The following is a 25,054-nucleotide window of genomic DNA, read 5'->3' as shown; positions in this document are numbered from 1 at the left end:
GAGCCTTTTTTATTTTAAGAATAGCAACGGGAATTACTCCTTTGCTAACTGATCTTTATACATAGCAAAATTCATTTTGACCTTATCATCTAGTTCTGGTTCCTTTATATCCTTATACTGCTTCATTTCTTGCCAAATAATTTCGGCTACAATATAGCGCGCCATATCTTTATCGTCAGAAGGTATGATGTACCAAGGAGCGTTTTCAGTGGCCGTCTTATTAATTGCCTCTTCATAATATTTCATATAATCATCCCAGCGCTCCCGTTCCTTTAAATCACCAGGCGAGAATTTCCAGTGGTGTTCTTCATTCTCTAATCTTCGCAGTAAGCGTTTGCGTTGCTCCTCCTTGCTCATATGAAAATAAAACTTCATCACTATAGTGCCATTTTGTGTGATGTGCTTCTCAAAATTATTGATTTGCTCCATTCTATTTTCCCAGAACTGTGGTGTAATGTCGCCTACATTCTCAATCCCTGGCAAATTCTCATTCATGATATATTCAGGGTGCACTCTTGTAACTAACACATTCTCATAATGGGTTCTATTAAAAATAGCAAACTTTCCTTTCTCCGGTAAAGCAAGGTAATGCCTCCACAAATAATCGTGCTCTAACTCTGTCGAATTAGGCGTTTTAAAACTACTGACTACTACTCCACGTGGGTTGAATTCTTTAAATACTTCTCGGATCAAACTATCTTTTCCTGAGGTATCCATTCCCTGCAAACAAATCAATACACCATAACGATTGTGCGCATACATCACATCTTGCAATTCGCTCAATTTCTCACGTACATCGTCTAACTTATCCTCTTTATCATCTTCACTAGCCTCATTATTTAAATTAGTAGGAATATCAGCCAAGCGTATGGGTGCAACCACCTTAAAATTCTTTGGATCTATCGATTTCATAGTATATAAATTATAATTAAAGTAAATATAGTATTTTTGAGCAGCAATTTCCAGCTTTACGGTGCAATACATTTTCAAGCAATTGCTTTTTTCTTAGTGCGGTACAGGAGCTTCTTTTAGTCGCTCTGCCCCTTCTAGAAAAAAATAGAATTGCATTTCAATCTATTTTCCCTACAATCTGGGCTAAACCTTTTGCTTTTAAATTTCATCTCTATGAAAAAATTCACACTTGAAGTACTATTCCACATCATCGGAATTGGATCCGCATCGGGTTTATTTTATCACAGTAACTTGCTATATCTCATTGGAGACAACAGCGGATTTCTATACGAATACAACACTGTAAATGCGAATGTAAATAAATACCCTTTAATTCAAAATCCAACAGATAACATTGCTAAAAAAACAAAACCTGACTTTGAGTCGTTTGCTCATTTTCAAGATACGCTATACATCTTTGGTTCTGGTTCTACCGCTAATAGAAATAGTATGGTTGAATTTAGCCTGCTTCAAAAATCAAAAGTAAGAACTAATAACCTGACAGATATTTATGGTTTAATGCAGAGCTTTGGAAGTGTAACGGCCGAAAACTTTAATCTGGAGGGTGCTGTTTATGATGGTGAATTCTGGTACTTCTTTAATCGCGGTAACGGAGCCGATACTAAAAACATCCTATTTTCACTCAAAGCAAAAAAGCTAGACCAGGAGTTCGCTTTATTATCTAATGACTACATACTTCCAAAAATAAAAGGGGTTTCGACCACTTTTACTGATGCGGTCTTAGTAGGCAACAAACTCTATTTTTTGGCTACAGCCGAAGACACAAAATCTACCTATACTGATGGTGCTATTTTAGGCAGCATTCTAGGTCGAATCGATCTCGAAACCATGAAAATCGAGTTTACCAAAACCATATCAACGACTAATAAATTTGAAGGTTTGACCATCTTTGAACAGTCAAATAAAAAAATAACATTCTTACTGTGTGAAGATAACGACACAGATACACTGGAAAGTGCTATCTATAAACTGTCAGTAGAATTAAAATAATCACGTTGCTAAATACGCATAAAAAAACTCCTTTGAAGAAAGGAGTTTTTTTGTTTATGATTGTAAGTTTTTATTTTTTATTTTGAAATGCAGCTCTATTTTTTTGTTCTTTTAAAATACTGTCCATATATGGCTGTACGATTTTATCCATTTCTTGTTCTGAAATGATTAATGCCTTTGGATCTTTCACCACTTTCAACCAAGGTTTAGGTGCATTAAAATCATAACTTCCAAAAACGATTACTGGAGTTCCTTTAACCTTTACAGTTTCTTCATCGGCTAGTTCCCATTGATCAGCCCATTCATATAAATATTTAGCATCTTTTTCTTGAAGACGTAAACAAGAATGTGACGCTGGATATCCTGGCAAACTATATTCGTGAAAACCTACTCCCAGTTTGTTTTCAATATTAAAATTCCATTTTAAGTCCCACTCATCATTAAAAGTACTTGTTGTTTCCTCGGCTTTCCAGTTCGTAAAAAATAATCCAGTAGGTGTTTGATCTTGTTTTCTTCCCATATTAGTAGGACCTGTGTAAATTAAATGTCCTTTTTCATAAGTAGCAAAAGTCTGCGTTGGATATGAAAAGAAGATAATCTTTTTAACCTCTTTTAAAGACGATACCTCTAATGGGAAAGGCATATAAAATTCTAAATCACCACTAACATCATCTGCAACAACGATAGAATCCATTGTTTTCAGGTTAGCTGCATCTGTTCTATTTAAGGCATAGGCTATACGTAGTTGCAAACTGTCTGCTTTCACTGTTTTTAACCATTCTTTTGTATTGACCATGTGGTAGGATACATTTTTAGGTTCCTTTCTTTCCGGTGCTTTTTCTTCTGGAACTTCAATGGTATTATCAGTTGAAGCATCCGTTTCTTTGTTTTTACATGAAGTAATAAAAAGAAATAAAATCATATTTACTATCAGAATCGATTTTTTCATAAGGGCTGTTTTTATATACCGTAAAATTGTAGTTTTTATGAAGTCTTTGCATTACATTATTTCATTTAAATGTTGTCTTATTTGAACCTAGGAGCTTGCTGTCATTAACAATTAATAACAAAAACCTGCATAAACAACAGGCAAGAGACTTATAACAAACAATTTAAATTATCCTTTTCGAAAGGGATTACCGATTAATTTATCATTTTTTTCACTTTTGTATTTCTGTTAAAAAAGACGAATGCGTTAACTTTGCTATTCACAATGCTAAATCAGAAACACAATGAACGACTTAAAGAATAAAAATGCGTTAGTTACAGGCGCTGGAAAAGGAATTGGAAAAGCCATCGCATTGGCCCTAGCTAAAGAAGGTGTGAATGTTATCCTTGTTGCTAGAACCGCTGATGATATTGAAAAAGTAGCTACAAAAGTTAGATCACTACGCGTAAAAGCAGTAGCAATCACTGCTGATGTTTCTGACATACAATCGGTTGACGCAGCCGTTGCCAAGGCACTAGCAGAATTTGGAACCATCGATATCTTGATTAACAATGCCGGAATTGCCGCTTTTGGAAAATTCTTAGAATTAGAACCTACTGCATGGGAACGAATTATTCAAGTAAACTTAATGGGAACCTACTACACCACTCGAGCAGTATTGCCTAACATGATTGAAAGACAAACGGGTGACATTATCAATATCTCTTCTACTGCAGGATTGAAAGGAAATGCATTGACAAGTGCTTATAGCGCTTCTAAATTTGCCGTTTTAGGTTTAACTGAATCCTTAATGCAAGAAGTTAGAAAGCACAACATACGTGTGACTGCTTTAACTCCAAGTACCGTTGCTACAGAAATGGCAAAAGACCTAAAATTAACTGATGGAAATCCTGAAAACGTAATGCAGGCGGAAGATGTTGCTGAACTGATCGTGGCGCAATTAAAACTAAACCGACGTGTGTTTATTAAAGATGCAGGAATCTGGTCGACGAATCCATAAGATTAGTCAAAAGTATTAAGGTCAAACGGCTTGTAAATATAAAAACCATTAAGAGATTAAGTTTATTAAGTTTTAGGCTTAATTTCCTTAATCTTTTAATGGTTTTCAATTATAATGTATTTGTTGGAAAACTTATACTAAAGCTTCCATAAACTCCATACGAACACTGCCATCATCATCGATTTTTGTCAAATTGATTTCGTGCAGGGTGTTGACTAATTCTGGATTCCAAGGTGTTTTCACTTTTACATAATTCTCTGTAAAACCATGAATATATCCTTCTTTATTTTCGCTTTCAAACAAAACGGTTCTGTTACTACCTAACTGGCTTTCATAAAAAGCACGACGTTTTTTTACAGATAAACTGCGCATCATTTTACTTCGCTTCGCACGCACATTTGCAGGAACAACTCCGCTCATATTAGCAGCTTCCGTATTATCTCTTTCTGAATACGTAAAAACGTGCAAGTAAGAAATATCCATATCGTTTAAGAAATGGTAGGTTTCAAGAAAATGTTCATCAGTCTCACCAGGAAAACCAACAATGACATCCACGCCTATACAAGCATGAGGCATAACCTCTCTAATTTTGTTAACACGCTCGGTATACACTTCCCGTTGGTAACGACGTTTCATTAACTTTAATATATGATTACTACCCGATTGTAACGGAATATGAAAATGAGGAACAAACGTTCTGCTTTTAGAAACAAATTCGATTGTTTCATTTTTCAATAAATTGGGTTCGATTGACGAAATTCTTAATCGTTCAATACCTTCTACTTTATCTAATGCTTGCACTAATTCAAGAAAAGTATGCTCGTGTTTTTTATTTCCAAATTCGCCCTTACCGTAATCTCCAATATTGACGCCAGTAAGTACAATTTCCTTAATGTCTTGCTTAGAAATTTCGTAGGCATTTTTCAATACATTTCCAAGTTCGTCACTTCTAGAAATCCCTCTTGCTAAAGGAATGGTGCAGTACGTGCATTTGTAATCACAACCATCTTGTACTTTCAAGAAAGCTCTTGTCCTATCACCAATTGAGTACGAACCCACATAAAAATCAGCATCGGCAATTTCACAAGAGTGCACTTCACCCATGTCATTTTTGCTTAGATCATTGATGTAATCAGTAATTTTAAATTTCTCCGTTGCGCCTAGCACTAAATCCACACCATCAACGGCTGCTAATTCTTCAGGCTTTAACTGGGCATAACAACCTACAGCAGCAACAAATGCTTGGTTATTTAATTTCATTGCTTTTTTTACTACTTGCTTGAACTGCTTATCCGCATTTTCTGTAACTGAGCAGGTATTAATAACATACATATCAGCAACTTCTTCAAAATCAACTCGATCAAAACCTTCGTCTTGAAAGTTTCGAGCAATAGTAGATGTCTCTGAAAAATTCAGTTTGCATCCAAGCGTATAAAAGGCAACTTTTTTTCTGTTTTCCATAGGGATAAACTACGTTTTAAGTAGTAACTTATTATATTTACATCTTTGTAAAAAGAGTTTGCAAATTTACGTACAATATTCTTTATAATGAAATCAATAATCAGCTATCTATCAGTAATTTGTATTGCATTAACATTTGTTTCTTGTGGAAAAGACCGCGAGCAAACGGATGACAGTCTGGTTTTTAGATACAACGAAAGCTCTAATATCACTTCACTAGATCCTGCATTTTCTAAGGTACAATCTAATATCTGGGCTTGCAACCATCTTTATAACGGTTTAGTACAATTGGATGATAGCTTAAGAATCAAAGCTGATATTGCTAAATCTTGGACGATTAGTCCAGACGCTATGACCTATACTTTTACGCTGCGCAACGATATTTATTTTCAAAAAAACGCACTCTTTGGGAAAGACAGTACACGAACAGTTAAAGCAGCCGATTTCGAATATAGCTTAAATCGCCTAAAAGACCAGGCGGTTGCTTCGCCAGGAGGTTGGGTGCTACAAAATGTAGCCAATTTTAAAGCGCTAAACGACAGTGTATTCGAAATAAAACTTATAAAACCATTTCCTGCTTTTTTAGGTTTAATGACAATGAAATATGCTTCCGTAGTTCCCAAAGAAGTGGTGGAACATTACGGTAGTGACTTTAGATCACATCCTGTAGGAACGGGTCCTTTTCAATTTAAATTATGGGAAGAAAACGTCAAACTGGTTTTGCGAAAAAATCCGCTGTATTTTGAAAAAGACGACAAAGGCCATCAACTTCCTTATCTAGAAGCGGTAGCCATAACATTTTTACCGGATAAGCAAAGTGGCTTTTTACAATTTATTCAGGGTAAACTTGATTTTACTTCTGGATTAGACCCGTCTTATAAAGACGAAATCTTGACACAAATAGGTGACCTACAAGCTAAATATAAAAATGACGTCAATCTAATTACAGGTCCGTACCTCAACACAGAATATTTAGGATTCAGGATGGACGGACCAAACAAAGCGGTATTAGACAAACGCATTCGTCAAGCGATGAATTATGGATTTGATCGCCAAAAAATGATTACATACCTGCGTAACAATATGGGAACTCCCGCTGTAAACGGAATGATCCCGATGGGGCTACCTAGTTTTAACAATGCCAAAGGCTATAATTATGATATCGAAAAAGCGAGGCAGTTAGTACTGGATTATAAGAAAGCGACTGGAGATAAAAAACCAGTAATTCAATTGAGCACTAATGCTTCTTATGTAGATATAGGTGAGTTTTTACAGCGCGAATGGCAAAAAATAGGATTAGATGTCCAAGTAGATATTAGTCCGCCCTCAACATTACGCCAATCCATATCAACAGGTAAAGTTGGTTTTTTTAGAGCCAGCTGGATTGCAGATTATCCCGATGCCGAAAATTATTTGTCCCTTTTCTACAGCAAAAACTTCTCTCCAGAAGGTCCAAATTACACGCATTTTAAAAATGAAGATTTTGATCGCTTGTATGAACTGGCTTTTAAAGAAACGGATAATGAGAAGCGCTACCTACTGTACCAACAAATGGATCAAATCATTATCAATGAAGCTCCTGTGATTCCGCTGTTTTATGACAAAGTAGCTCGTTTTACTCGTAAAAACGTTTCAGGACTGGGTATCAACCCTCTCAATTTATTGACTTTAAAAAGAGTCTCTAAAAAATAGAAGTACCCATTTCTAAATGCACCTCTTTGGCTGTAGCCAGATAAAATAACAAAACGATTTGAAATAAAAAGAGCTGTCTACTGCTGCAAGCCAACAGCTCCTTTTATTGTATCCCTTTTTAGTTCAATATGAATCTCCTTACCACTTCTGCGACACCATGATCATTATTAGAAGCCACAATCACATTCGCTTTATGTCGTAAATCAGCAGTAACGTTATCAACCCAAACTCCTAATCCTGCATACTCTATCATCGTTAAATCATTACCTGCATTACCTACCGCTATAATTTCACTTTGAAGGACTCCAAGTTTTTCAGCTAATATTTTAATACTTGCTGCTTTATCAATACCATTTTGAGCCACTTCTAGGAAAAAAGGCTTGGACATACTCACACTCAAGTGTGGCATTGCCGCTTTAAGATCCTTTTCAACTTCTTTTAAATAACTAGGATCTTCTAACAAGATACACTTAACCGCAGATGATTGAACCGTGTCCTTAAAATTAGCGACTTTATTGTGCGTTAATCCGGTAATGTTTAATTCTATATCAATATACTCTGAACTTGTTTCACTAACCACTTCTCCATCAAGATAAGTAATGATATGGGTTTTACTTTTTAAACTATAATCATATAAGTCGTGTATTTGCTGCTGTGTTAGCGTTTGTTCAAAAATGATTTTATCTTCTTTCAAATCGGTAATAACAGCCCCATTATAAGAAATCATGTAAGAATTATTTAAATTCAATTCTTTCGCATAACGCACCATTGCTGGCGTAGGTCTTCCCGAAGCAAGAATTACATGTACGCCTTTCTCTTGCGCAAGTGCTAACATTTCCTTATTTTCATCAGAGATGGTATGGTCATCAGTTAATAAGGTATCGTCCATGTCCAATACCAACATTTTATATTTCATCTTTATTCTTTTTATTAAACGGAAAAAAACCCTGATACGTTAAAAGCGCTTTCAGGGTTTTATACTGTACCGTTCCTTGACTTATTAAATACTTAATCGAAATTCTTCGATAATAGGATTCACTTTAGAAAATTCAGTTTCTTGAACGAATAATTCTACTGCAGAACCCGAAGTTCCAAAACCAGCTAATCTTGCCGACTGAATATTGTCCTTCATCAATACATCTACATTGATAGCTTCTATTTTTTCTTTCAAGGCTAATGCCAAAATCTCGCTTCCTGAAAACACTTTCATTAATCCCATACTATTTTTATTTATTCGTTAATAGCTTCGCTGATAATCTATTTTATCCTTTTAATAAAACTACTTATTCTCAGTCTCTTCTTGTTCTTCATTCTCGTCTTCATCTTCTTCATCTGCTTCCTCGTCACAATCAAACTCAAAAGGCTCTTCTAGCATTTTATCTGCTAAAGACTCAATACGGTCTGTCATTTCTGTAGCAAAAATTATTCGCTGTGTCTTAACAATACTATTAGAAATACGCATGATTCTTGTCTCATGACGCAATTTCAAAATAGGGTCAGCATCATCAACAATAAACATTTTTAAGCGGTTAACATTATAACCCGCAGTAGTAAACATATCACTCAACTTATTAGGCGTACCAATAAGTACATCTATTCCGCCTGAAATAAAATTCTTATCGTATTCCATATCTCCTTTATCGTGTACACCATATACGGTTAAGTCTGTATGTTTACCTAGCTTTTCAAAGATAGCTTGCATCTCCAGCACCTTATCTTTGTCTTGTACCACAATTAATGCACGAGGTGATTGCTCACCCTCCTTTACTAATTGCTGAATTACATTAATTACAATCGTAGTGGTTTTACCGCTTCCGCTTGGTGCCAAAATTAAGCAGTCAGCACCACTTTTTATTGTCGAAAAAGTTTCTTGCTGCAAAGCATTGGCTTCGGTCAAACCGTTATTGATTAAAGACTCCTTTAAACCTTCGTTTAATTTTTTTAATTTCATTATTATTTGATTGAAAATTTAAAAAATTGAAAAATTGAAAAATTAGAAATGAAAAACCAATCTTTGAATCATTACATTTTTAAATCATTAAATTTATTTTATTTTGATGCAAACAACTTCACATCATTTTCAGAGATTTCACTTCCCCCTAATATAATCAGTCGCTCGACTACATTGCGCAATTCTCTAATATTTCCAGTCCAATCGTACTCTTGTAACAAGGTTACGGCATCTTTAGAAAACTTTTTAACCGCTGTTCCTTGCTCGCCAGCAATCTTATTCGTAAAATGAGATATTAGCATAGGAATATCTTCGCGTCTATCATTTAATGAGGGAACTTTTATTAAAATCACAGCCAGACGGTGGTATAAATCCTCCCGAAAACGGCCTTCGGCAATTTCAGTTTTCAAGTCTTTATTAGTAGCTGCAACGACACGCACATCTACTTTAATATCTTTATCAGCACCTACTCTTGTAATTATATTTTCTTGTAAAGCACGCAACACTTTAGCTTGAGCCGAAAGACTCATATCACCAATTTCATCTAAGAAAATGGTTCCTTTATCTGCTGCTTCAAATTTACCCGCGCGATCTTTAACCGCTGATGTAAAAGCACCTTTGACATGACCAAACAATTCACTTTCTATTAGTTCGCTAGGAATCGCTGCGCAATTGACCTCAATCAAAGGAAAGCTTGCTCGCTCACTCTTTTCATGCAATTGATGTGCTACTAGTTCTTTTCCGGTACCATTAGGTCCCGTTATTAAAACTCTGGCTTCCGTTTGTGCGACTTTATCAATCATTACTTTGATAAGATTGATAGCCTCACTATCCCCAACCATTTCATAGTTTTTACTGACTTTTTTCTTTAAAATCTTGTTTTCAACTACAAGTTGTTTTTTATCTAGTGCGTTTCTAACCGTATTTAACAATCGGTTTAGGTCTGGTGGTTTTGAGATGTAATCAAATGCCCCCATTCGCATTGTATTGATTGCCGTTTCCATATCGCCATGACCAGAAATCATCACCATGGGAATTTCGGGTTTTATTTTCTTTACCGCTTCCAGTAATTCAACCCCATCCATTTTTGGCATTTTTATGTCACAAAGAACTAGGTCGTAATCGTTATTTTTTATTTTTTCAAAACCAACAATACCATCTTCTGCATCTTCAACTTCGTAGCTATCATTTTCTTCTGATAGGATTTTTGCTAACACTCTTCGGATTGCTGCTTCGTCTTCTATGATCAGTATTTTTGGCATATTTTTAAAATTATTCGGTTATTGATTTACTGCTATTCCTGCTGATTTATTCTCCATCAAAGGTACTAACAAATAAACCTATTGTTTCTTTTTAGCCCTGATGGAACCGATATCCTCGCAGCCTGGCGAAGAGATAAAGGTGACAGCAGGTACTATCTCTACTGACAAAAACCAAGCCATTCGCTCCAAGGCTTTTTAATTTCTTTTCGCGTTTTAACACTACTTGACAGTCGTTTTACTTTTATCCCGTGTATTTTAACCAGCGGTACAATTCTTTCCAACTTGGTTTTTTACCGTACATTAATATGCCCACACGGTATATTTTTGCAGCAAACCACACCACTCCAAAGAAAGTTGCAAATAGTAATGTAACGGATATAGCAATTTGCCACAAAGGTACACCAAACGGAATACGCATTAGCATTACGATGGGAGAAGTAAGCGGAATCATCGAGAAAACTACGGCTACTGTTCCATGAGGATCATTGATTACACTAAAAAACCCTACATACACACTCAACATAAGCGGCATTATGATAGGTAACAAGAATTGCTGAGAATCTGTTTGATTGTCTACAGCAGCACCAATAGCAGCATAAAAAGAACTGTATAAGAAATACCCTCCTATGAAATAAACAACAAAACTAATCAGTATGGCCGCAATAGGCAGGTTCCATAATTCAGTGATATACATTTGAGCAGTGCTGGTAAATTGTTGTTGGGCTTCGTTCATTAACTCAGGTGGCACTTTAGCAGTAGGTCCCACGTTGACACCAAAAAACATTGAAGCAGCAAACATCAATGACAATCCGATTATGGCCCAGATAAAAAACTGCAAAATTCCGGCTAACGAAGTACCAATAATTTTCCCAATCATTAATTGAAATGGCTTTACTGATGAAATAATAATTTCGATAATTCGGTTTGTTTTTTCTTCAATAACGCTACGCATCACCATGTTACCATAAATGATTATAAACATCATAATCAGGTATCCAAAACCACCACCAATGGCAATTTTAATTTCGTTAAGCCCTTTTACACTTTGTTCACCAGAGGCTTTGGCTAGGCTTATATTTACTTTTGACTGCGCATTTTGAATAGCAAGAGTATCTAAATTAGCTTTCTGTAAATTAATCTTTGTAATCTTATTAGCTATTATATCCTGCACATTTTCAATAAAGGACATACTTGGGCTGCTATTCGATACAAACTGAATTTTTGATTCTAAGTCGGTTACATTTGTCGTATTAGGAATTACTAATAAGCCTTCATAATTCTCATTAGTGATGCTGTCTTTAAGGAATTGTGTGTCTATGTTCGAAAGATCCAAATACTTGAAACTACTATTTTCTTTGTTTTGATTGGTAAACTCTTTAGCAAACAATCCCGATTCATCGTGAATCGCAATTCGTTTGGTATCGGCTTTCATAGATCCTAAATATCCAATGAATGCAGCAATAGCCACAAACAATAACGGACTTAAAAAGGTCATTACAATAAAAGATTTATTACGCACTTTGGCAATAAACTCTCTTTTTATGATTAATGATATGATGCTCATTTTAAAGGTATGATTTAATTTTTATGTTCTAAAGATTATTGGCTTACCGCTTGAATAAAGATGTCGTTTACGGTAGGGATTTTTTCTACAAAGTGGGTAACTTGTCCCTGCTGTGTTAAAATATGTAATAACTCGTTTGGCAGGGCATTCCCTAACTGGATTTCAAGTTTCAATTCGTTATTCAAAGATTTAAAATGTGCTGGCCCAACCGTGAATTTTTGAGTAAGCGCATACATTAGTTGCTCTACATTGCTAGATAAGATACCTACTTCAAAACTGTTTGTTTTATAATCCCTTTTTACGGTTTCCAGTTTTCCTTCAATCAGCTTATTTGATTTATGGATTAAAGCAATATGATCGCATAGTTCCTCTACACTTTCCATACGGTGTGTAGAAAATATAATGGTCGCCCCTTCTTCTCTTAAAGCTAAGATTTCTTCTTTGATAACATTTGCATTCACTGGATCAAATCCTGAGAATGGTTCGTCAAAAATCAACAATTTTGGTTTGTGTAGAACACAAACAACAAACTGAATTTTTTGAGCCATTCCCTTAGAGAGCTCCTGAATTTTTTTATTCCACCAGCCTTGAATACCTAATCGATCAAACCAATATTCTAATTGTTTAGTTGCTTCCCCTTTCGTCAAGCCTTTCATTTGAGCCAAATACAAACATTGCTCCCCTACCTTCATGCTGGTATATAAACCACGCTCTTCCGGAAGGTAACCAATATATTGTACATGTTTGGGTTGTAGTTTTTCACCGTCCAAAATTATTTCACCACTATCGGGCAAGGTGATTTGATTAATGATACGGATTAGCGATGTTTTTCCGGCTCCGTTAGGACCTAAGAGACCGTAAATACTTCCTTTTGGAACCGTTAAGGAAACTTCGTTAAGCGCTACATAATCACCGTATTGCTTAACCACTTTATTAACTTCAAGTAAGGTATTCATGCTGAATTTTAAGTTTATTTCATCCGTGAACTGCAATGCGTCACTCGTGTGTGTAAAAGTAAATAATTAGTATCGAAATCTTTAGGAATCTGACATAAAAAAACCCACCCCTATTTTCACAAGGATGGGAAATATATTTTTTAAAGAAATTATAAAAAAATTTCTCTATAGAAATTCAGTATTAAGAAAACATATCTTTTACTTTTTCAAAAAACGACTTATCTGATTTCTCTGGATTAGGAACAAAATTATCATCTTCTAAATTCTTTTCAAAAAATTGTCTTTGCTCTTTATTTAAAGTTTTAGGAGTCCAAACATTAACATGAACTAATAAATCTCCACTACCGTAACCATTAATACTAGGAATACCTTTTCCTTTTAATCGAAGTATTTTTCCAGATTGGATACCGTCTTCTAATTTAATTCTTACTTTTCCATTAATAGCTTCAATATCTTTAGAAACTCCTAGAACAGCCTCAGCAAAACTGATGTATAAATCATAATGCAAATTCTCTCCTTCACGTTTCAAGAAATCATGCTCTAACTCTTCAATAGCAACAATCAAATCTCCAGGAACACTATTACCAGGTGCATCATTTCCTTTATTAGAAACTTTTAACTGCATCCCATCGACCACTCCAGCAGGAATCTTGATAGACACTGTTTCATCTTCTAGAATCATTCCTTGCGCATCTGCCTCTGATGGTTTTTTGTCTAAAATTTGACCAGAACCACCACAAGTAGGACAAGTAGAAGCTGATTGCATTCTACCTAAGATTGTATTAGTCACACGCATTACCTGCCCCTGACCATTACAAGTACCACAAGTTTTATAAGAAACTCCAGGCGCTTGCACTTTGCGTTTAACTTTTACTTTTTTCTCAACACCATTAGCTATTTCTTCTAGTGTTAATTTTACTTTGATACGAAGATTGCTTCCTTTAGTTCTACGTTGACCTCCGCCACCGCCTCCAAATCCGCCACCGCCACCAAATGCGCTACCGAAAATGTCACCAAATTGGCTAAAGATATCGTCCATATTCATTCCGCCATGACCACCGCCACCAAAACCACCTGAACCATCAAATGCTTGATGTCCATATTGATCGTATTTAGCTTTTTTATTTGGATCACTTAAAACTTCATAAGCTTCAGCAGCAACTTTAAATTTTTCTTCTGCCGCTTTGTCTCCAGGGTTTTTGTCAGGATGGAATTCTAATGCTTTCTTTCTGTAGGCTTTCTTAATAGCTGCAGCATCTGCACTTTTAGAAATACCTAATATCTCGTAAAAATCTTGTTTCATTTTAATTTTCTTTTGTTGAATCAATAACCATGAAGGCTGGATTCATTTAGACATATATTTAAAGACACTGATAAAGGTCCTTACCGTCTATTGTCCTATTACTACTTTAGGAAAACGAATAATCTTATCCCCTAATTTGTATCCTTTTTCAAGTACATCTACAATTTTCCCTTTCATTTTATCAGATGGTGCAGGAATTTGTGTAATCGCTTCAGCAAAATCAGCATCAAATGCATCTCCAGCTTTCACATCTACTACTTCTAATCCTTTAGTTACTAAAGTACTTTTAAGTTTTTCATGAATAAGCTCTACACCTTTCATCATTACTTCATCTTCCGATTTAGCAATTTCAATGATAGCTCTATCAAAATCATCAAGTACAGGTAACATCGCTAACAAAACTTCTTGATTTGCCGTTTTAAACAATTCAATACGTTCTTTAGTAGTACGTCTCTTGTAATTTTCAAATTCAGCAAACAATCGTAAAAATTTATCTTTCTCTTGGGCTAAATCTTTTGCTAATTGCTCTTCAACAGTTAACTCCTCAGCAACAACTTGCTCATCATTAAGATTAGCGTTGTTTTCCATTGTTACATCCTCTTTATTTTGATCGATCTCTGTATTTTCAGCAGTCATATTACTTGTATTTTTAAATATATTCTTAAACTTCATTTCGGCACTTTTCTTTGGATGGCAAAAGTACTGCCAAAACTTCAAAAATGTCAAATTGTCACTGTTTTTTTTGGCAATCCATTATTTTCCATAATTCCCATTTATACTGCTATTTTATTCGCGAAAATAAAATTTTAAGAGAATTTTAAGAGAATTATGCTTTATATTATTTAAGTTTGTTATCGGTTCTAATCTAAGTTTAGATTTTTAATCTAAAAAAAACAATTTAAGGTTGGTTGCTGTATAATTATTAATTCGTGAATACCTTATATTAAAAAAAGCTTTGTTTATTAAAACAAAGCTTTTTTTTATTTACTATTCTACCTATGACAAGGCCTGCATTAAACCATCAAAATCCAGTAGCACTTGTTCTCCAGAACTTAAATTCTTTAATGAGTACTGCTCAGCAGCCATTTCCTGTTCTCCTATAATTACAGCAAAAGGAATACCGCGTTTATCTGCATGCTGAAACTGTTTTCCTACTTTAACATTATCAGGATACAGTTCGACTTTGATATTCGCTTCTCTTAATTTATGTATCGCTTGCATGGCATAGAAAGCCTCATTATCACCATAATTAATAAATAACGCTTTTGTAGTGGCAGTTACTGTTTCAGGAAACAAGTTCAGTTCTTCTAAAACCAAGTAAATTCTATCCAAACCAAAAGAAATTCCTACGCCACTCATATTTTTTAATCCAAATATACCTGTCAAATCATCATAACGACCTCCACCTCCTATAGACCCCATGGCAACCTTTTTAGGTGGAGCTACTTCAAATATTGCTCCTGTATAATAGTTCAGTCCACGAGCCAAAGTAACATCTAAATCAAGTATAGCTGTTTTCAATCCTAACTTTAAAACGTGATCACAAATGAATCGTAGTTCATCTACTCCTTTCATCCCCTCTTCTGAAGACGATAACAGCTGCGATAATTTTTCAATTTTTTCAGAAATGCTTCCTGTGAAATTAAACAAAGGTTGTACTTTAACAAGTGCTTCTTCTGAAATTCCTTTTTCAGTCATTTCTTTCTTAACACCGTCTTCCCCTATTTTGTCTAATTTATCTAAAGCTACTGTGAAATCGATCAATTTGTCAGAAGCGCCTATTACCTCAGCGATACCTGACAATATTTTACGATTATTAATTTTAACTGTTACTCCATTCAAACCTAATGAACTAAAAACAGTATCATATAACTGCACTAACTCTACTTCTTGCCATAATGACTTCGAACCTACTACATCAGCATCGCACTGATAAAATTCTCTAAAACGACCTTTTTGCGGTCTATCTGCACGCCAAACTGGCTGAATTTGATACCTTTTAAATGGAAATTCAATTTCGTTTTGATGTTGTACCACATACCTTGCAAAAGGCACTGTTAAATCATAGCGCAAGGCTTTCTCAGAAATGCTTGCAGTTAATTTAGTACTGTCTTTATTTTCTAAATGTGTTGCATTGGCTTTAGCCAAATAGTCCCCTGAATTCAAAATTTTAAAAATCAATCGATCGCCTTCTTCTCCATACTTTCCCATCAAGGTATCGGAATTTTCAAATGATGGAGTTTCAATTGGTTGAAAACCGAATTTTTCAAAATTATTTCTAATAATTTGAATAATATATTGTCGCTTTGCCACTTCGGCAGGTGAAAAATCTCTAGTCCCTTTAGGTATACTCGGTTTAGATGCCATTATTTTATATTTAGAATTTACTATTTGAAATTGAAAATGAATCGAAAATCAATTTCTAAATTTCACTGCAAATATCTCATTTTTAAAATAAATAATACTTCTTCTAAAACAAACTTGTAACAAAAATTGTATTTTCGTGTCAAACTACTATGATGCTAAATTTATTCAAAGAAAATGTACGGATTGCAATTGGCTCTATTAGAACACAATTGCTAAGAACCATTTTAACGGTAATGATTATCGCTATTGGTATAACCGCTTTAGTAGGAATTCTAACTGTCGTATCGGCATTAGAGAACACTATATCCTCAGACTTTGCTTCCATGGGAGCCAATACATTTAATATTAAACAATATGAAAATGTCACCAGAAGACAGGGAAGTAATGAACGTGAAATAATCAATCCTATTATTTCCTATCCCGAGGCTGTAGCTTTCAAAAATAAATACAAATACCCATTTACAGAAACTTCTCTTTCCTTTACAGCAACCAGTTCTGCCGAAGTAAAATTTGAGGCTACTAAGACAGATCCTGAAATTTCAGTTTTAGGTGTCGATGAATATTTTTTAACTAATTCTGGACTAGAAACGGATTTAGGTAGAAATTTTACCAGTTTTGACATTGACAACAATACTTACTCTTGCATCGTAGGTTCTGACTTCCAAAAAGGATTGCTAAAAGATGTAAACCCTATTGATAAAATAATCTCCATTCGCGGCGCACGTTTTAAAGTGATTGGTGTACTAAAAGAAAAAGGGTCCACCTTTGGCAACAGCCAAGATTTAAGAGTTTTGATTCCCATACAAGTTGCCCGCTCACTATTTACAGCGCCTAATATCAACTACACCATGAGTGTAATGGTTTCTAAAAAAGAACTTTTAGAGCAAGCGATTGATGACGCAAACAGCACCATGCGTAGAGTGCGTAAGCTTACGCCTATCAAAGACAATAATTTCGGGATTGTGCGCAGTGATGATTTGATCAATAGAATTTTAAGCATTACCCAATACCTAGGATTTGCCTCTTGGATTATTGGTATTATCACCATTCTAGGCTCTTCAATTGCGTTAATGAACATCATGATAGTTTCGGTTACAGAACGCACACGAGAGATTGGTGTTCGAAAAGCATTAGGAGCTAAGCGAACAACCGTTGCCTACCAATTTTTTATTGAAACATTATTAATCGGTCAGATGGGTGGAATAATTGGGATTATAATAGGAATCTTAATAGGATTTGGAATTGCCTCGGCAATGGACTTTGTTTTTGTAATTCCATGGACAGCTATCCTTGCAGCGTTTCTAACCAGTTTTATGGTCGCAATAATTTCTGGTTTATACCCTGCCATTAAGGCATCTAAATTAGATCCTATTGAAGCTTTACGATACGAATAAAAGTCATGCTTTTTAAATATGGCATTTAATCATGCGGTCATTACCATAAATATCTTTTCTCAATTCAATATTTTTGAAATTAAGCTGCTGCAAAAGTGCTACAGTTTCTTTTCCTAGATATTGATTGATTTCAAAATACAATTGCCCATTTTGGTTTAGATTCTTCTGAGCTAACTGGGCAATTTTTCTATAAAATAGTAACGCATCGTTATCCTCTACAAAAAGTGCTAAATGCGGTTCATTATCTAAAACATTCTTTTTAATTTCTGCTTTTTCAAGATTTCGAACATAAGGCGGATTTGAAACAATAATATCAAACGACTGATTCAGATTTTCCGTTTCTAGAATATTTTGCAGTAAAAATTGCACTTCTACAGTATTGTTAAGCGCATTTTTTTTGGCTGTAGCCAAAGATTTCTCTGAAACATCAAGAGCATATACTTGAGCATTTTTTCTGTTCTTGGCTAAAGAAATAGCAATGCAACCACTTCCCGTTCCAATATCCAGTATTTTACTGTCTTGACTATTTTCAGTCCCTTTTTGACTTTCTAAAACCCACGAAACTAACTCCTCAGTTTCTGGTCTGGGAATTAATACATTTTCATTAACCTCAAAATCTAATCCATAAAAACTAGTTTTTCCTAACAAGTATTGAACAGGAATTTCTAATTTCAGCTGCTCTAAAAATGCATTCCAAATCAAAATAGCTTCACTGGAAAACTCCAATTCTGACTGTAAAGCCAAATCAATTCTTTTTAATTGATGCTTATCTTCTAAGATTAAATAAAAGAAACTCTCCGCCTCTCCTTCTCCATGAATGGGCGCAAGAGTGGCAATAAACTGATTTCTATATTCTTTAATATTCATACTACTTGTATCGTATTATCAATGAAAAATTCTTGATTTATAGTTTTTTCAACATCCAGACAGGGCATGAAGTATGTCCGGTACTTCCCATAGGGGCATCAATATATTCAAATCCTACTTTCTTATAGAGTTTTTGAGCATCCAGCATAAAGGGCATCGTCTCTAAATAGCATTTTTCAAAACCAAAATCTTTAGCACTTTGCAAGCACTTCGCCATGATCAAGCTCCCTATTCCCTTTCCACGGGTTTCTGGCAAGAAATACATTTTTTGCAATTCACAAATCGTTTCGGCCTCGTTTTCTAATGGTGCTACACCCGCTACTCCTACAACTCGCCCTTCTATTTCAACTACATAGTAAATAGATTTAGGTTTACTGTATTCTTCAAACATTAAATCAAGGTATGGATCTTCATAAGCCGTACCCACTTTTGGAATATTTAGTTCGTCAAAAACGGAACGTATCAATTGTGCAACCGCTGGGTTGTCTCTTTTTTCAATTTTTCTTATGATGGTATTCTCCATTATTTATTTTAATTAATTACCTAAGCACAAAAATAGAAATACTTTGTTGTTAATTGCTGTAGTTTCAAAATTATCCTAAAGCTTCGGCTAAAACTTAAAAATAATTACTTTTGTACTGTGAAAATACATGAAAAATACATCCAGCGTTGCATTGAATTAGCCAAAAATGGTTTAGGAACTACCTATCCAAATCCTTTAGTAGGAAGTGTCATCGTATATAAAGACCAAATTATAGGGGAAGGTTGGCATTTGAAATCAGGAGAAGGTCATGCCGAAGTTAATGCCATACGATCTGTAAAAGACAAATCATTGCTTAAAAAAGCAACAATCTATGTCAGTCTAGAACCATGTAGTTATTTTGGAAAAACACCTCCTTGCTGCGATTTGATTATTAAAAATGAAATCCCCTATGTTGTAGTAGGAACTGTAGATCCTAATATCAAGGTAGCAGGTAATGGCATTAAGAGGTTAATTGAAGCGGGAGCTAAAGTGACAGTGGGAATTTTAGATAAGGAGTGCGTAGAACTTAACAAACGTTTTTTTACTTTTCATCAAAAGAAAAGACCTTATATTATTTTAAAATGGGCCGAAAGCGCTGATGGTTTTATTGCTCCAAAGGAGAAAACGGAGTTAAAACCAGTATGGATTACTAATCCTTATTCCAGACAATTAGTACATAAATGGAGAAGCGAAGAGCAAGCAATCCTTGTAGGAACGCAAACTGTTCTCGACGACAATCCAAACTTAGATGTACGCGATTGGACAGGAAATAACCCAACGAGAATTGTATTGGATCAAAACAATCGCATTTCAACGGACCATCATATTTATAATGGAGACGTTAAAACAATTGTAATTTCTAAAACAACGTCAAGCGTTGAAAAAGAAAACTGTATCTTTGATAGCATTGATTTTGAACAAGATATAGCTGCGGGAATTTCCTCATTGTTGTACAAACATCAAATTCAATCAGTTATAATTGAAGGAGGAAGACAGACTTTACAAACCTTCATAGATGCAAATCTGTGGGATGAAGCACGAATTTTTAAAGGCGCAAAATGCTTTAATGGAGGTACTCTGGCACCTAAAGTAAGTTGCACTGATTTTGAAAAGCAATTTATAGCAGAAGATGAACTAACAATAATAAGAAACCATGATTGATAGTATTATTTTTGATTTTGGTGATGTTTTTATCAATTTAGATAAAAAAGCAACAGCTGATGGTTTAAGTAAATTGGGTTTACAAACTTGGAACGAAGATTTAAACCAACTCAATTTTCAATTTGAAAAGGGAGAAATTAATCGGGAAGCTTTTTTATCTGGCATTCAAAATTTCGTACCCCAAGCTAGTATAGAAGAAATCGCTTCAGCATGGAATGCTATTTTACTTGACTTTCCATTATACCGACTGGAATTTCTACAAATGTTATCTACAAAATACCGCTTATTTTTATTGAGCAATACTGATGCAATACATATCGATACTTTTGAACAAAAAAATGGCGCTTCCTTTTATCGCGATTTTTACCACTGTTTTGAAAAAGTATACTTCTCCTTTGAAATGGGTATGAGAAAACCAGATCCTTCCATCTTTAATTTTGTTTTAAGTGATCAAGACCTGCAAGCAAAGAGAACACTATTTGTAGATGATAAAAAAGAAAATACAGATACAGCCCATTCTTTAGGTATGCATGTTTGGAATTTAAAAGTAGGAGAAGAAGACGTTATAGACTTATTCGATAAACAAATCATCTAAAACACACTTTTGGAAATTAAAGACACGTACAATACAATTGCCACCGTTGCTGATGAACTCTTATACAAAGAAAAAAACAGTAAATTTTTTGGTTACGCCTACCCTATTGCATCAGAAGAGGAGCTAAAACCCATTCTGGATACTTTAAAAAAGAAACACCCTCACGCAGGCCACTTTTGTTATGCCTATCAAATAGGAACAGAAAATCTCAGTTATAGAGCTAATGATGATGGTGAACCTAGCAACAGTGCCGGTATGCCCATCTATGGACAAATTCAGTCCTTTGATGTAACTAACGTTGTGGTTATTGTAGCGAGAATTTTTGGAGGAACAAAATTAGGAGTTGGTGGATTAATTTCTGCTTATAAAGCAACTGCACAAATGGTATTAGAATCTTGTGAAGTTATTGAAAAAACAATTGATGTTCATTATTTAATTTCTTTTGATTACATCAATATGAATAAAGTGATGCGTGTGATTAAAGAAAAAAATCTTGAAATTGTAACGCAAGAAATGGAGATAAAAGAAGAAACGGGACTACCTATAGGAATAACTGAATTAAAAACTCGAAAAAAAAATGCCGAATTAATATTCGACATTTTTAATTCTTTATATGAAATTGATATCAAAATTAAAGAATAACTAGTATTAATTATTCCAAATTTTAAATTCGCAATAGCTTCTCATTTACATACTCAGGAGGAGCGGTAGGACGAGCTGTTTTCATGTCTACAAAAACCAAAGTTGAGCTTGCAATTGTTAATAACTCATTTTGCTCATTATAAATCTCGTAGTCAAATTCTATCTTGACAGTAGTCTGACTTTTAAATATAGTTTTAACAGTTAACAAATCATCATATCGGGCCGGTTTTTTATAATTAATGTTTAACGAGACCACAGGAAGCATAATTCCGTTCTCTTCCATCCATTTATACGAAACCCCAAGGTTTCTAAGCCATTCCACACGTCCCATCTCAAAATACTGAGCATAATTACCATGATAAACTACTCCCATTTGGTCTGTTTCCGAGTACCTAACTCGAACTTTAAATTCATGTTCTCTCATAATTGTTTTTGTGGTTTTTTACATTAACATTTTACCAAGCTCTCCTTACTTACAACTTTATTTCTACAAATTCAACCTCTAATTATTTTTTTTTACAGAAATTTGTTCACATATTTGTTACCCCGAAAAAAAACGATATTTCAACTTCTTTTTCTATAAGGTAACGATTACTAAATAAAATAATTTAACAGAATTTATGAACAAAACTGCTCAATCAGTATGGGAAAACTGTTTGTCTTTTATTAAAGACAACATTCAGGACCAAGCCTATAAAACTTGGTTTGAACCAATTAAATCAGTTGAACTTACCGATAACGCATTATACATTCAAGTTCCTAGTAAATTTTTCTACGAATGGTTGGAAGAACACTATGTGAAATTATTAAAAGTTGCCTTGACTAAAGAACTTGGTAAAAACGCAAAGTTACTTTATAAAATTAAGATGGAAAACACTTATGGTAACAAACAACCGTTTACAGAACAGTTACCAAGTGCCAATCGGGCTCCAATGAAACCTCAGAACGTTGATGCTCCTTTTAAGAATTTAGATCCCGAATTAAAGAATCCATTTGTAATTCCAGGAATCAGAAACTTAAAAATTGAATCACAGTTAAACGCTAATTACAGTTTTGACAATTTTCTTGAAGGAGATTCAAATAGACTAGCTCGCTCAGCAGGTATGGCAGTAGCTAATAAACCGGGAGGAACCTCTTTTAACCCATTACTTATTTTTGGTGGTGTAGGTTTAGGTAAAACGCACTTAGCACATGCTATAGGTGTTGAAATTAAAGACAAATATCCTGAGAAGACGGTTTTATACATTTCAGCTGAAATATTCACGCAACAATACATTGACTCTGTTAAGAAAAACAATAGAAATGATTTCATTCACTTCTATCAGTTGATTGATGTGTTAATCATTGATGACGTACAATTTCTTTCGGGAAAATCAGGAACGCAAGATGTATTCTTCCATATTTTCAATTACTTGCATCAAAATGGAAAACAGGTTATCTTAACTTCTGATAAGGCTCCTGTTGATATGCAAGATATTGAACAACGTTTATTATCTCGTTTTAAATGGGGACTATCAGCAGAGTTACATCAACCAGATTACGAAACAAGAATTTCAATCCTTAAAAACATCCTATACCGCGATGGTGTAGAGATTCCTGAGGAAATTATAGAATACGTAGCCCGCAACATTAAATCTAATGTACGCGAGTTAGAAGGTGCCATCATCTCTTTGATAGCACAATCTTCTTTTAATAAAAAAGAGGTAACTATTGAATTAGCCAAAAGCGTTGTTGAGAAATTTGTGAAAAATGTAAAACGCGAAATTTCAATTGACTACATTCAAAAAATTGTTTCTGATTATTTCCAACTGGATTTAGAAACATTACAGTCAAAAACAAGAAAAAGACATGTTGTACAAGCGAGACAACTGGCTATGTTCTTTGCTAAAAAATTCACTAAAGCCTCTTTGGCTAATATTGGATCTCAAATTGGAGACCGCGATCATGCCACTGTATTGCATGCTTGTAAAACCGTTGACAATTTAGTAGCAACAGACAAACAGTTTAAGAAATTTGTTGATGACATTCATAAAAAATTAACGCTATAAAAGCATCATGCCCGTAAAAATTTTAATGGTTTGTTTAGGAAATATCTGTAGGTCACCACTGGCCGAAGGTATACTTGCTTCTAAGCTACCCAAAGATAAATTTATTGTAGATTCTGCTGGTACGGGTTCTTGGCATGTAGGCCATTCTCCAGATGCACGATCTATAGCTACTGCTCAAAAAAACAAATTAGACATTTCCCTACAAAAAGGAAGACAGTTTAAAAAAGCTGACTTTGACTCTTTTGATTATATCTATGTGATGGATAAGTCTAATTACAATGATGTTATTGAACTTAGTAACAGCCAAGAGCAAAAAGACAAAGTACAAATCATTTTGAATGAGTTATTCCCTAATGAAAATGTAGATGTACCGGATCCTTATTTTGGTTTAAACAATGGTTTTCAAATTGTCTATCAAATGCTGGATGAAGTATGTGATGTTATTGCCGAAAAACTAATAGCAAAACACGCCTAAAAGACATTTACCCCAAATTAATTTTAAAGAACTCCTTCTCTATTTTTCCATATTAATGCCGTTCTTTGTGCTATTAAATTAGTTACAAATAAAAATGAGCATTATGAAACCAACTACTCTTTTAGGAAAATTGTATTTAATCCCAACTACAATGGGAGATTGCGATCCTATGGATGTTTTACCACAAACTGTCAAAAGAACAATTGATTTCATTGACCATTATATAGTTGAAAACGAGAAGACCGCTCGAAAATCTATCAAAGAGGTTAACCCCGAAAAAAAGCAATCAGAATTAATTCTATTTACTTTAAATAAACGTACTGAAGTAAAAGAACATCTTGATTTCATTAAACCTTTATTAGAAGGTAAAAATGTGGGCTTAATGAGTGAAGCTGGCTGCCCTGGCGTGGCTGATCCTGGTGCAGTAATCGTAAAATTAGCACACGACAAAGGAATACAAGTGGTGCCTTTAGTTGGACCTTCCTCTATCCTATTGGCAATGATGGCTTCTGGAATGAACGGTCAAAGTTTTACATTTCATGGTTATTTACCTATTGAAAAAGACGAAAAAAGAGCCAGTTTCAAGAGTTTAGAAAGAATTTCGTTCGAAAAAAATCAATCTCAAATTTTTATTGAAACACCGTATCGTAACAATAAATTACTAGAAGATTTATTACAAACTCTTAATCCAGAAACGCATCTTTGTATCGCTACAGATATTACTTTGCCCACAGAATATATCAAAACTAAGAAAATTGCAGCCTGGAAAAAAGAAACAATAGACTTACATAAACGTCCTACGATATTTATTATTCACAAAATGTAAACTGTAGTCTCCTTTTTTAATAAGTTAAAATCATTAATTCTTTTTATAAAATAACT

Annotated in this window: 25 protein-coding genes; 10 read left to right on the top strand and 15 right to left on the bottom strand. The window is 34.5% G+C overall.

Annotation, left to right across the window (positions count from 1 at the left end; genetic code table 11):
• Nucleotides 1-33: 33 nt before the first annotated feature.
• Complete coding sequence (locus ACEN2K_RS08860) at nt 34-912, bottom strand: PPK2 family polyphosphate kinase (RefSeq protein WP_441758970.1); 879 nt, start codon at nt 910-912, stop codon at nt 34-36.
• Between the two features lie 213 nt (nt 913-1,125).
• Here ACEN2K_RS08860 and ACEN2K_RS08855 point away from each other — a divergent pair, with 213 nt between their 5' ends.
• Nucleotides 1,126-1,962, top strand: coding sequence for a DUF6929 family protein (locus tag ACEN2K_RS08855; RefSeq protein WP_441758969.1), 837 nt, complete (start codon nt 1,126-1,128; stop codon nt 1,960-1,962).
• Nucleotides 1,963-2,032: 70 nt separating this feature from the next.
• Here ACEN2K_RS08855 and ACEN2K_RS08850 read toward each other — a convergent pair whose 3' ends face one another.
• A complete protein-coding gene (locus ACEN2K_RS08850; protein WP_441758968.1) occupies nt 2,033-2,911 on the bottom strand; it encodes a L,D-transpeptidase in 879 nt (292 codons plus the stop codon).
• 283 nt (nt 2,912-3,194) lie between these two features.
• Here ACEN2K_RS08850 and ACEN2K_RS08845 point away from each other — a divergent pair, with 283 nt between their 5' ends.
• Nucleotides 3,195-3,911, top strand: coding sequence for a 3-ketoacyl-ACP reductase (locus ACEN2K_RS08845; protein WP_441758967.1), 717 nt, complete (start codon nt 3,195-3,197; stop codon nt 3,909-3,911).
• A gap of 132 nt (nt 3,912-4,043) precedes the next feature.
• On the opposite strand, the gene mtaB is transcribed toward ACEN2K_RS08845, so the two are convergent.
• Nucleotides 4,044-5,372: a tRNA (N(6)-L-threonylcarbamoyladenosine(37)-C(2))-methylthiotransferase MtaB gene (gene mtaB, locus ACEN2K_RS08840; protein ID WP_441758966.1), complete on the bottom strand. Its 1,329-nt coding sequence runs from the start codon at nt 5,370-5,372 to the stop codon at nt 4,044-4,046.
• Between the two features lie 87 nt (nt 5,373-5,459).
• Here mtaB and ACEN2K_RS08835 point away from each other — a divergent pair, with 87 nt between their 5' ends.
• Entirely contained in the window at nt 5,460-7,064 is a 1,605-nt protein-coding gene (locus ACEN2K_RS08835) for an ABC transporter substrate-binding protein (RefSeq protein WP_441758965.1), read from the top strand.
• Between the two features lie 118 nt (nt 7,065-7,182).
• Here the strand turns inward: ACEN2K_RS08835 and ACEN2K_RS08830 are convergent, their stop codons facing one another.
• The 9 genes from ACEN2K_RS08830 to hisS form a co-directional block, all read right to left on the bottom strand.
• On the bottom strand, nt 7,183-7,980 hold the full coding sequence (locus ACEN2K_RS08830; protein WP_441758964.1) for a Cof-type HAD-IIB family hydrolase: 798 nt from the start codon (nt 7,978-7,980) through the stop codon (nt 7,183-7,185).
• Between the two features lie 84 nt (nt 7,981-8,064).
• Nucleotides 8,065-8,283 (bottom strand): DUF2007 domain-containing protein, encoded by a 219-nt coding sequence (locus ACEN2K_RS08825; RefSeq protein ID WP_441758963.1) that lies wholly within the window; start codon nt 8,281-8,283, stop codon nt 8,065-8,067.
• A 60-nt stretch (nt 8,284-8,343) separates the two neighbouring features.
• The gene (locus ACEN2K_RS08820; RefSeq protein ID WP_441758962.1) at nt 8,344-9,015 is read right to left on the bottom strand and encodes a DEAD/DEAH box helicase; all 672 of its coding nucleotides are present in this window, start codon (nt 9,013-9,015) and stop codon (nt 8,344-8,346) included.
• Nucleotides 9,016-9,113: 98 nt separating this feature from the next.
• Nucleotides 9,114-10,277 carry a sigma-54-dependent transcriptional regulator gene (locus ACEN2K_RS08815; RefSeq protein WP_441758961.1) on the bottom strand — a complete coding sequence of 388 codons (1,164 nt, stop codon included), beginning with the start codon at nt 10,275-10,277 and terminating at the stop codon, nt 9,114-9,116.
• A gap of 241 nt (nt 10,278-10,518) precedes the next feature.
• A complete protein-coding gene (locus tag ACEN2K_RS08810) occupies nt 10,519-11,841 on the bottom strand; it encodes an ABC transporter permease (protein WP_441758960.1) in 1,323 nt (440 codons plus the stop codon).
• A gap of 35 nt (nt 11,842-11,876) precedes the next feature.
• Entirely contained in the window at nt 11,877-12,797 is a 921-nt protein-coding gene (locus ACEN2K_RS08805) for an ABC transporter ATP-binding protein (RefSeq protein ID WP_441758959.1), read from the bottom strand.
• A gap of 181 nt (nt 12,798-12,978) precedes the next feature.
• Entirely contained in the window at nt 12,979-14,100 is a 1,122-nt protein-coding gene (gene dnaJ / locus ACEN2K_RS08800; protein ID WP_441758958.1) for a molecular chaperone DnaJ, read from the bottom strand.
• 87 nt (nt 14,101-14,187) lie between these two features.
• The gene (locus ACEN2K_RS08795; protein ID WP_441758957.1) at nt 14,188-14,772 is read right to left on the bottom strand and encodes a nucleotide exchange factor GrpE; all 585 of its coding nucleotides are present in this window, start codon (nt 14,770-14,772) and stop codon (nt 14,188-14,190) included.
• A gap of 324 nt (nt 14,773-15,096) precedes the next feature.
• Complete coding sequence (hisS, locus tag ACEN2K_RS08790; RefSeq protein ID WP_441758956.1) at nt 15,097-16,467, bottom strand: histidine--tRNA ligase; 1,371 nt, start codon at nt 16,465-16,467, stop codon at nt 15,097-15,099.
• A 149-nt stretch (nt 16,468-16,616) separates the two neighbouring features.
• On the opposite strand from hisS, the gene ACEN2K_RS08785 reads away from it, so the two are divergent.
• On the top strand, nt 16,617-17,861 hold the full coding sequence (locus ACEN2K_RS08785; RefSeq protein ID WP_441758955.1) for an ABC transporter permease: 1,245 nt from the start codon (nt 16,617-16,619) through the stop codon (nt 17,859-17,861).
• Nucleotides 17,862-17,873: 12 nt separating this feature from the next.
• On the opposite strand, the gene prmC is transcribed toward ACEN2K_RS08785, so the two are convergent.
• Both prmC and ACEN2K_RS08775 read right to left on the bottom strand, forming a co-directional pair.
• Nucleotides 17,874-18,728, bottom strand: coding sequence for a peptide chain release factor N(5)-glutamine methyltransferase (gene prmC / locus ACEN2K_RS08780; RefSeq protein ID WP_441758954.1), 855 nt, complete (start codon nt 18,726-18,728; stop codon nt 17,874-17,876).
• A 37-nt stretch (nt 18,729-18,765) separates the two neighbouring features.
• Complete coding sequence (locus ACEN2K_RS08775; RefSeq protein WP_441758953.1) at nt 18,766-19,251, bottom strand: GNAT family N-acetyltransferase; 486 nt, start codon at nt 19,249-19,251, stop codon at nt 18,766-18,768.
• Between the two features lie 117 nt (nt 19,252-19,368).
• On the opposite strand from ACEN2K_RS08775, the gene ribD reads away from it, so the two are divergent.
• Genes ribD through ACEN2K_RS08760 form a run of 3 tightly spaced genes read left to right on the top strand, consistent with a single transcriptional unit; the run spans nt 19,369 to nt 21,649 of the window.
• Nucleotides 19,369-20,412 carry a bifunctional diaminohydroxyphosphoribosylaminopyrimidine deaminase/5-amino-6-(5-phosphoribosylamino)uracil reductase RibD gene (gene ribD, locus ACEN2K_RS08770; protein ID WP_441758952.1) on the top strand — a complete coding sequence of 348 codons (1,044 nt, stop codon included), beginning with the start codon at nt 19,369-19,371 and terminating at the stop codon, nt 20,410-20,412.
• Entirely contained in the window at nt 20,405-21,007 is a 603-nt protein-coding gene (locus tag ACEN2K_RS08765; RefSeq protein WP_441758951.1) for an HAD family hydrolase, read from the top strand. The genes ribD and ACEN2K_RS08765 overlap by 8 nt, the downstream gene beginning before the upstream one ends.
• Nucleotides 21,008-21,016: 9 nt before the next feature.
• Nucleotides 21,017-21,649: an IMPACT family protein gene (locus ACEN2K_RS08760; protein ID WP_441758950.1), complete on the top strand. Its 633-nt coding sequence runs from the start codon at nt 21,017-21,019 to the stop codon at nt 21,647-21,649.
• A 22-nt stretch (nt 21,650-21,671) separates the two neighbouring features.
• Here ACEN2K_RS08760 and ACEN2K_RS08755 read toward each other — a convergent pair whose 3' ends face one another.
• The gene (locus tag ACEN2K_RS08755) at nt 21,672-22,073 is read right to left on the bottom strand and encodes an acyl-CoA thioesterase (RefSeq protein ID WP_441758949.1); all 402 of its coding nucleotides are present in this window, start codon (nt 22,071-22,073) and stop codon (nt 21,672-21,674) included.
• Nucleotides 22,074-22,269: 196 nt separating this feature from the next.
• Here ACEN2K_RS08755 and dnaA point away from each other — a divergent pair, with 196 nt between their 5' ends.
• The 3 genes from dnaA (at nt 22,270) to ACEN2K_RS08740 (ending at nt 24,998) form a co-directional block, all read left to right on the top strand.
• Nucleotides 22,270-23,697 (top strand): chromosomal replication initiator protein DnaA, encoded by a 1,428-nt coding sequence (dnaA, locus tag ACEN2K_RS08750; RefSeq protein ID WP_441758948.1) that lies wholly within the window; start codon nt 22,270-22,272, stop codon nt 23,695-23,697.
• 7 nt (nt 23,698-23,704) lie between these two features.
• The gene (locus ACEN2K_RS08745) at nt 23,705-24,172 is read left to right on the top strand and encodes a low molecular weight protein-tyrosine-phosphatase (RefSeq protein WP_441758947.1); all 468 of its coding nucleotides are present in this window, start codon (nt 23,705-23,707) and stop codon (nt 24,170-24,172) included.
• Nucleotides 24,173-24,275: 103 nt separating this feature from the next.
• Nucleotides 24,276-24,998, top strand: coding sequence for an SAM-dependent methyltransferase (locus ACEN2K_RS08740; protein ID WP_441758946.1), 723 nt, complete (start codon nt 24,276-24,278; stop codon nt 24,996-24,998).
• The last annotated feature ends 56 nt before the right edge of the window (nt 24,999-25,054 follow it).

It is taken from the genome of Flavobacterium sp. W21_SRS_FM3, assembly GCF_052113625.1.
In the GTDB taxonomy this organism is placed as follows: domain Bacteria; phylum Bacteroidota; class Bacteroidia; order Flavobacteriales; family Flavobacteriaceae; genus Flavobacterium.
This window is presented reverse-complemented; position numbering and strand designations above follow the sequence as displayed.

Bases quoted from the DNA above. Each gene is read 5' to 3' on its own strand.
- ACEN2K_RS08830 (WP_441758964.1), bottom strand. From the start codon at position 7,980: ATGAAATATAAAATGTTGGTATTGGACATGGACGATACCTTATTAACT.
- ACEN2K_RS08820 (WP_441758962.1), bottom strand. From the start codon at position 9,015: ATGAAATTAAAAAAATTAAACGAAGGTTTAAAGGAGTCTTTAATCAAT.
- ACEN2K_RS08755 (WP_441758949.1), bottom strand. From the start codon at position 22,073: ATGAGAGAACATGAATTTAAAGTTCGAGTTAGGTACTCGGAAACAGAC.
- ACEN2K_RS08765 (WP_441758951.1), top strand. From the start codon at position 20,405: ATGATTGATAGTATTATTTTTGATTTTGGTGATGTTTTTATCAATTTA.
- ACEN2K_RS08810 (WP_441758960.1), bottom strand. From the start codon at position 11,841: ATGAGCATCATATCATTAATCATAAAAAGAGAGTTTATTGCCAAAGTG.
- dnaA (WP_441758948.1), top strand. From the start codon at position 22,270: ATGAACAAAACTGCTCAATCAGTATGGGAAAACTGTTTGTCTTTTATT.
- ACEN2K_RS08835 (WP_441758965.1), top strand. From the start codon at position 5,460: ATGAAATCAATAATCAGCTATCTATCAGTAATTTGTATTGCATTAACA.
- prmC (WP_441758954.1), bottom strand. From the start codon at position 18,728: ATGAATATTAAAGAATATAGAAATCAGTTTATTGCCACTCTTGCGCCC.
- ACEN2K_RS08845 (WP_441758967.1), top strand. From the start codon at position 3,195: ATGAACGACTTAAAGAATAAAAATGCGTTAGTTACAGGCGCTGGAAAA.
- ACEN2K_RS08740 (WP_441758946.1), top strand. From the start codon at position 24,276: ATGAAACCAACTACTCTTTTAGGAAAATTGTATTTAATCCCAACTACA.
- ACEN2K_RS08795 (WP_441758957.1), bottom strand. From the start codon at position 14,772: ATGAAGTTTAAGAATATATTTAAAAATACAAGTAATATGACTGCTGAA.
- ACEN2K_RS08745 (WP_441758947.1), top strand. From the start codon at position 23,705: ATGCCCGTAAAAATTTTAATGGTTTGTTTAGGAAATATCTGTAGGTCA.
- ACEN2K_RS08775 (WP_441758953.1), bottom strand. From the start codon at position 19,251: ATGGAGAATACCATCATAAGAAAAATTGAAAAAAGAGACAACCCAGCG.
- dnaJ (WP_441758958.1), bottom strand. From the start codon at position 14,100: ATGAAACAAGATTTTTACGAGATATTAGGTATTTCTAAAAGTGCAGAT.
- ACEN2K_RS08825 (WP_441758963.1), bottom strand. From the start codon at position 8,283: ATGGGATTAATGAAAGTGTTTTCAGGAAGCGAGATTTTGGCATTAGCC.
- hisS (WP_441758956.1), bottom strand. From the start codon at position 16,467: ATGGCATCTAAACCGAGTATACCTAAAGGGACTAGAGATTTTTCACCT.
- ACEN2K_RS08815 (WP_441758961.1), bottom strand. From the start codon at position 10,277: ATGCCAAAAATACTGATCATAGAAGACGAAGCAGCAATCCGAAGAGTG.
- ACEN2K_RS08850 (WP_441758968.1), bottom strand. From the start codon at position 2,911: ATGAAAAAATCGATTCTGATAGTAAATATGATTTTATTTCTTTTTATT.
- ACEN2K_RS08805 (WP_441758959.1), bottom strand. From the start codon at position 12,797: ATGAATACCTTACTTGAAGTTAATAAAGTGGTTAAGCAATACGGTGAT.
- ACEN2K_RS08855 (WP_441758969.1), top strand. From the start codon at position 1,126: ATGAAAAAATTCACACTTGAAGTACTATTCCACATCATCGGAATTGGA.
- ACEN2K_RS08785 (WP_441758955.1), top strand. From the start codon at position 16,617: ATGATGCTAAATTTATTCAAAGAAAATGTACGGATTGCAATTGGCTCT.
- ACEN2K_RS08860 (WP_441758970.1), bottom strand. From the start codon at position 912: ATGAAATCGATAGATCCAAAGAATTTTAAGGTGGTTGCACCCATACGC.
- mtaB (WP_441758966.1), bottom strand. From the start codon at position 5,372: ATGGAAAACAGAAAAAAAGTTGCCTTTTATACGCTTGGATGCAAACTG.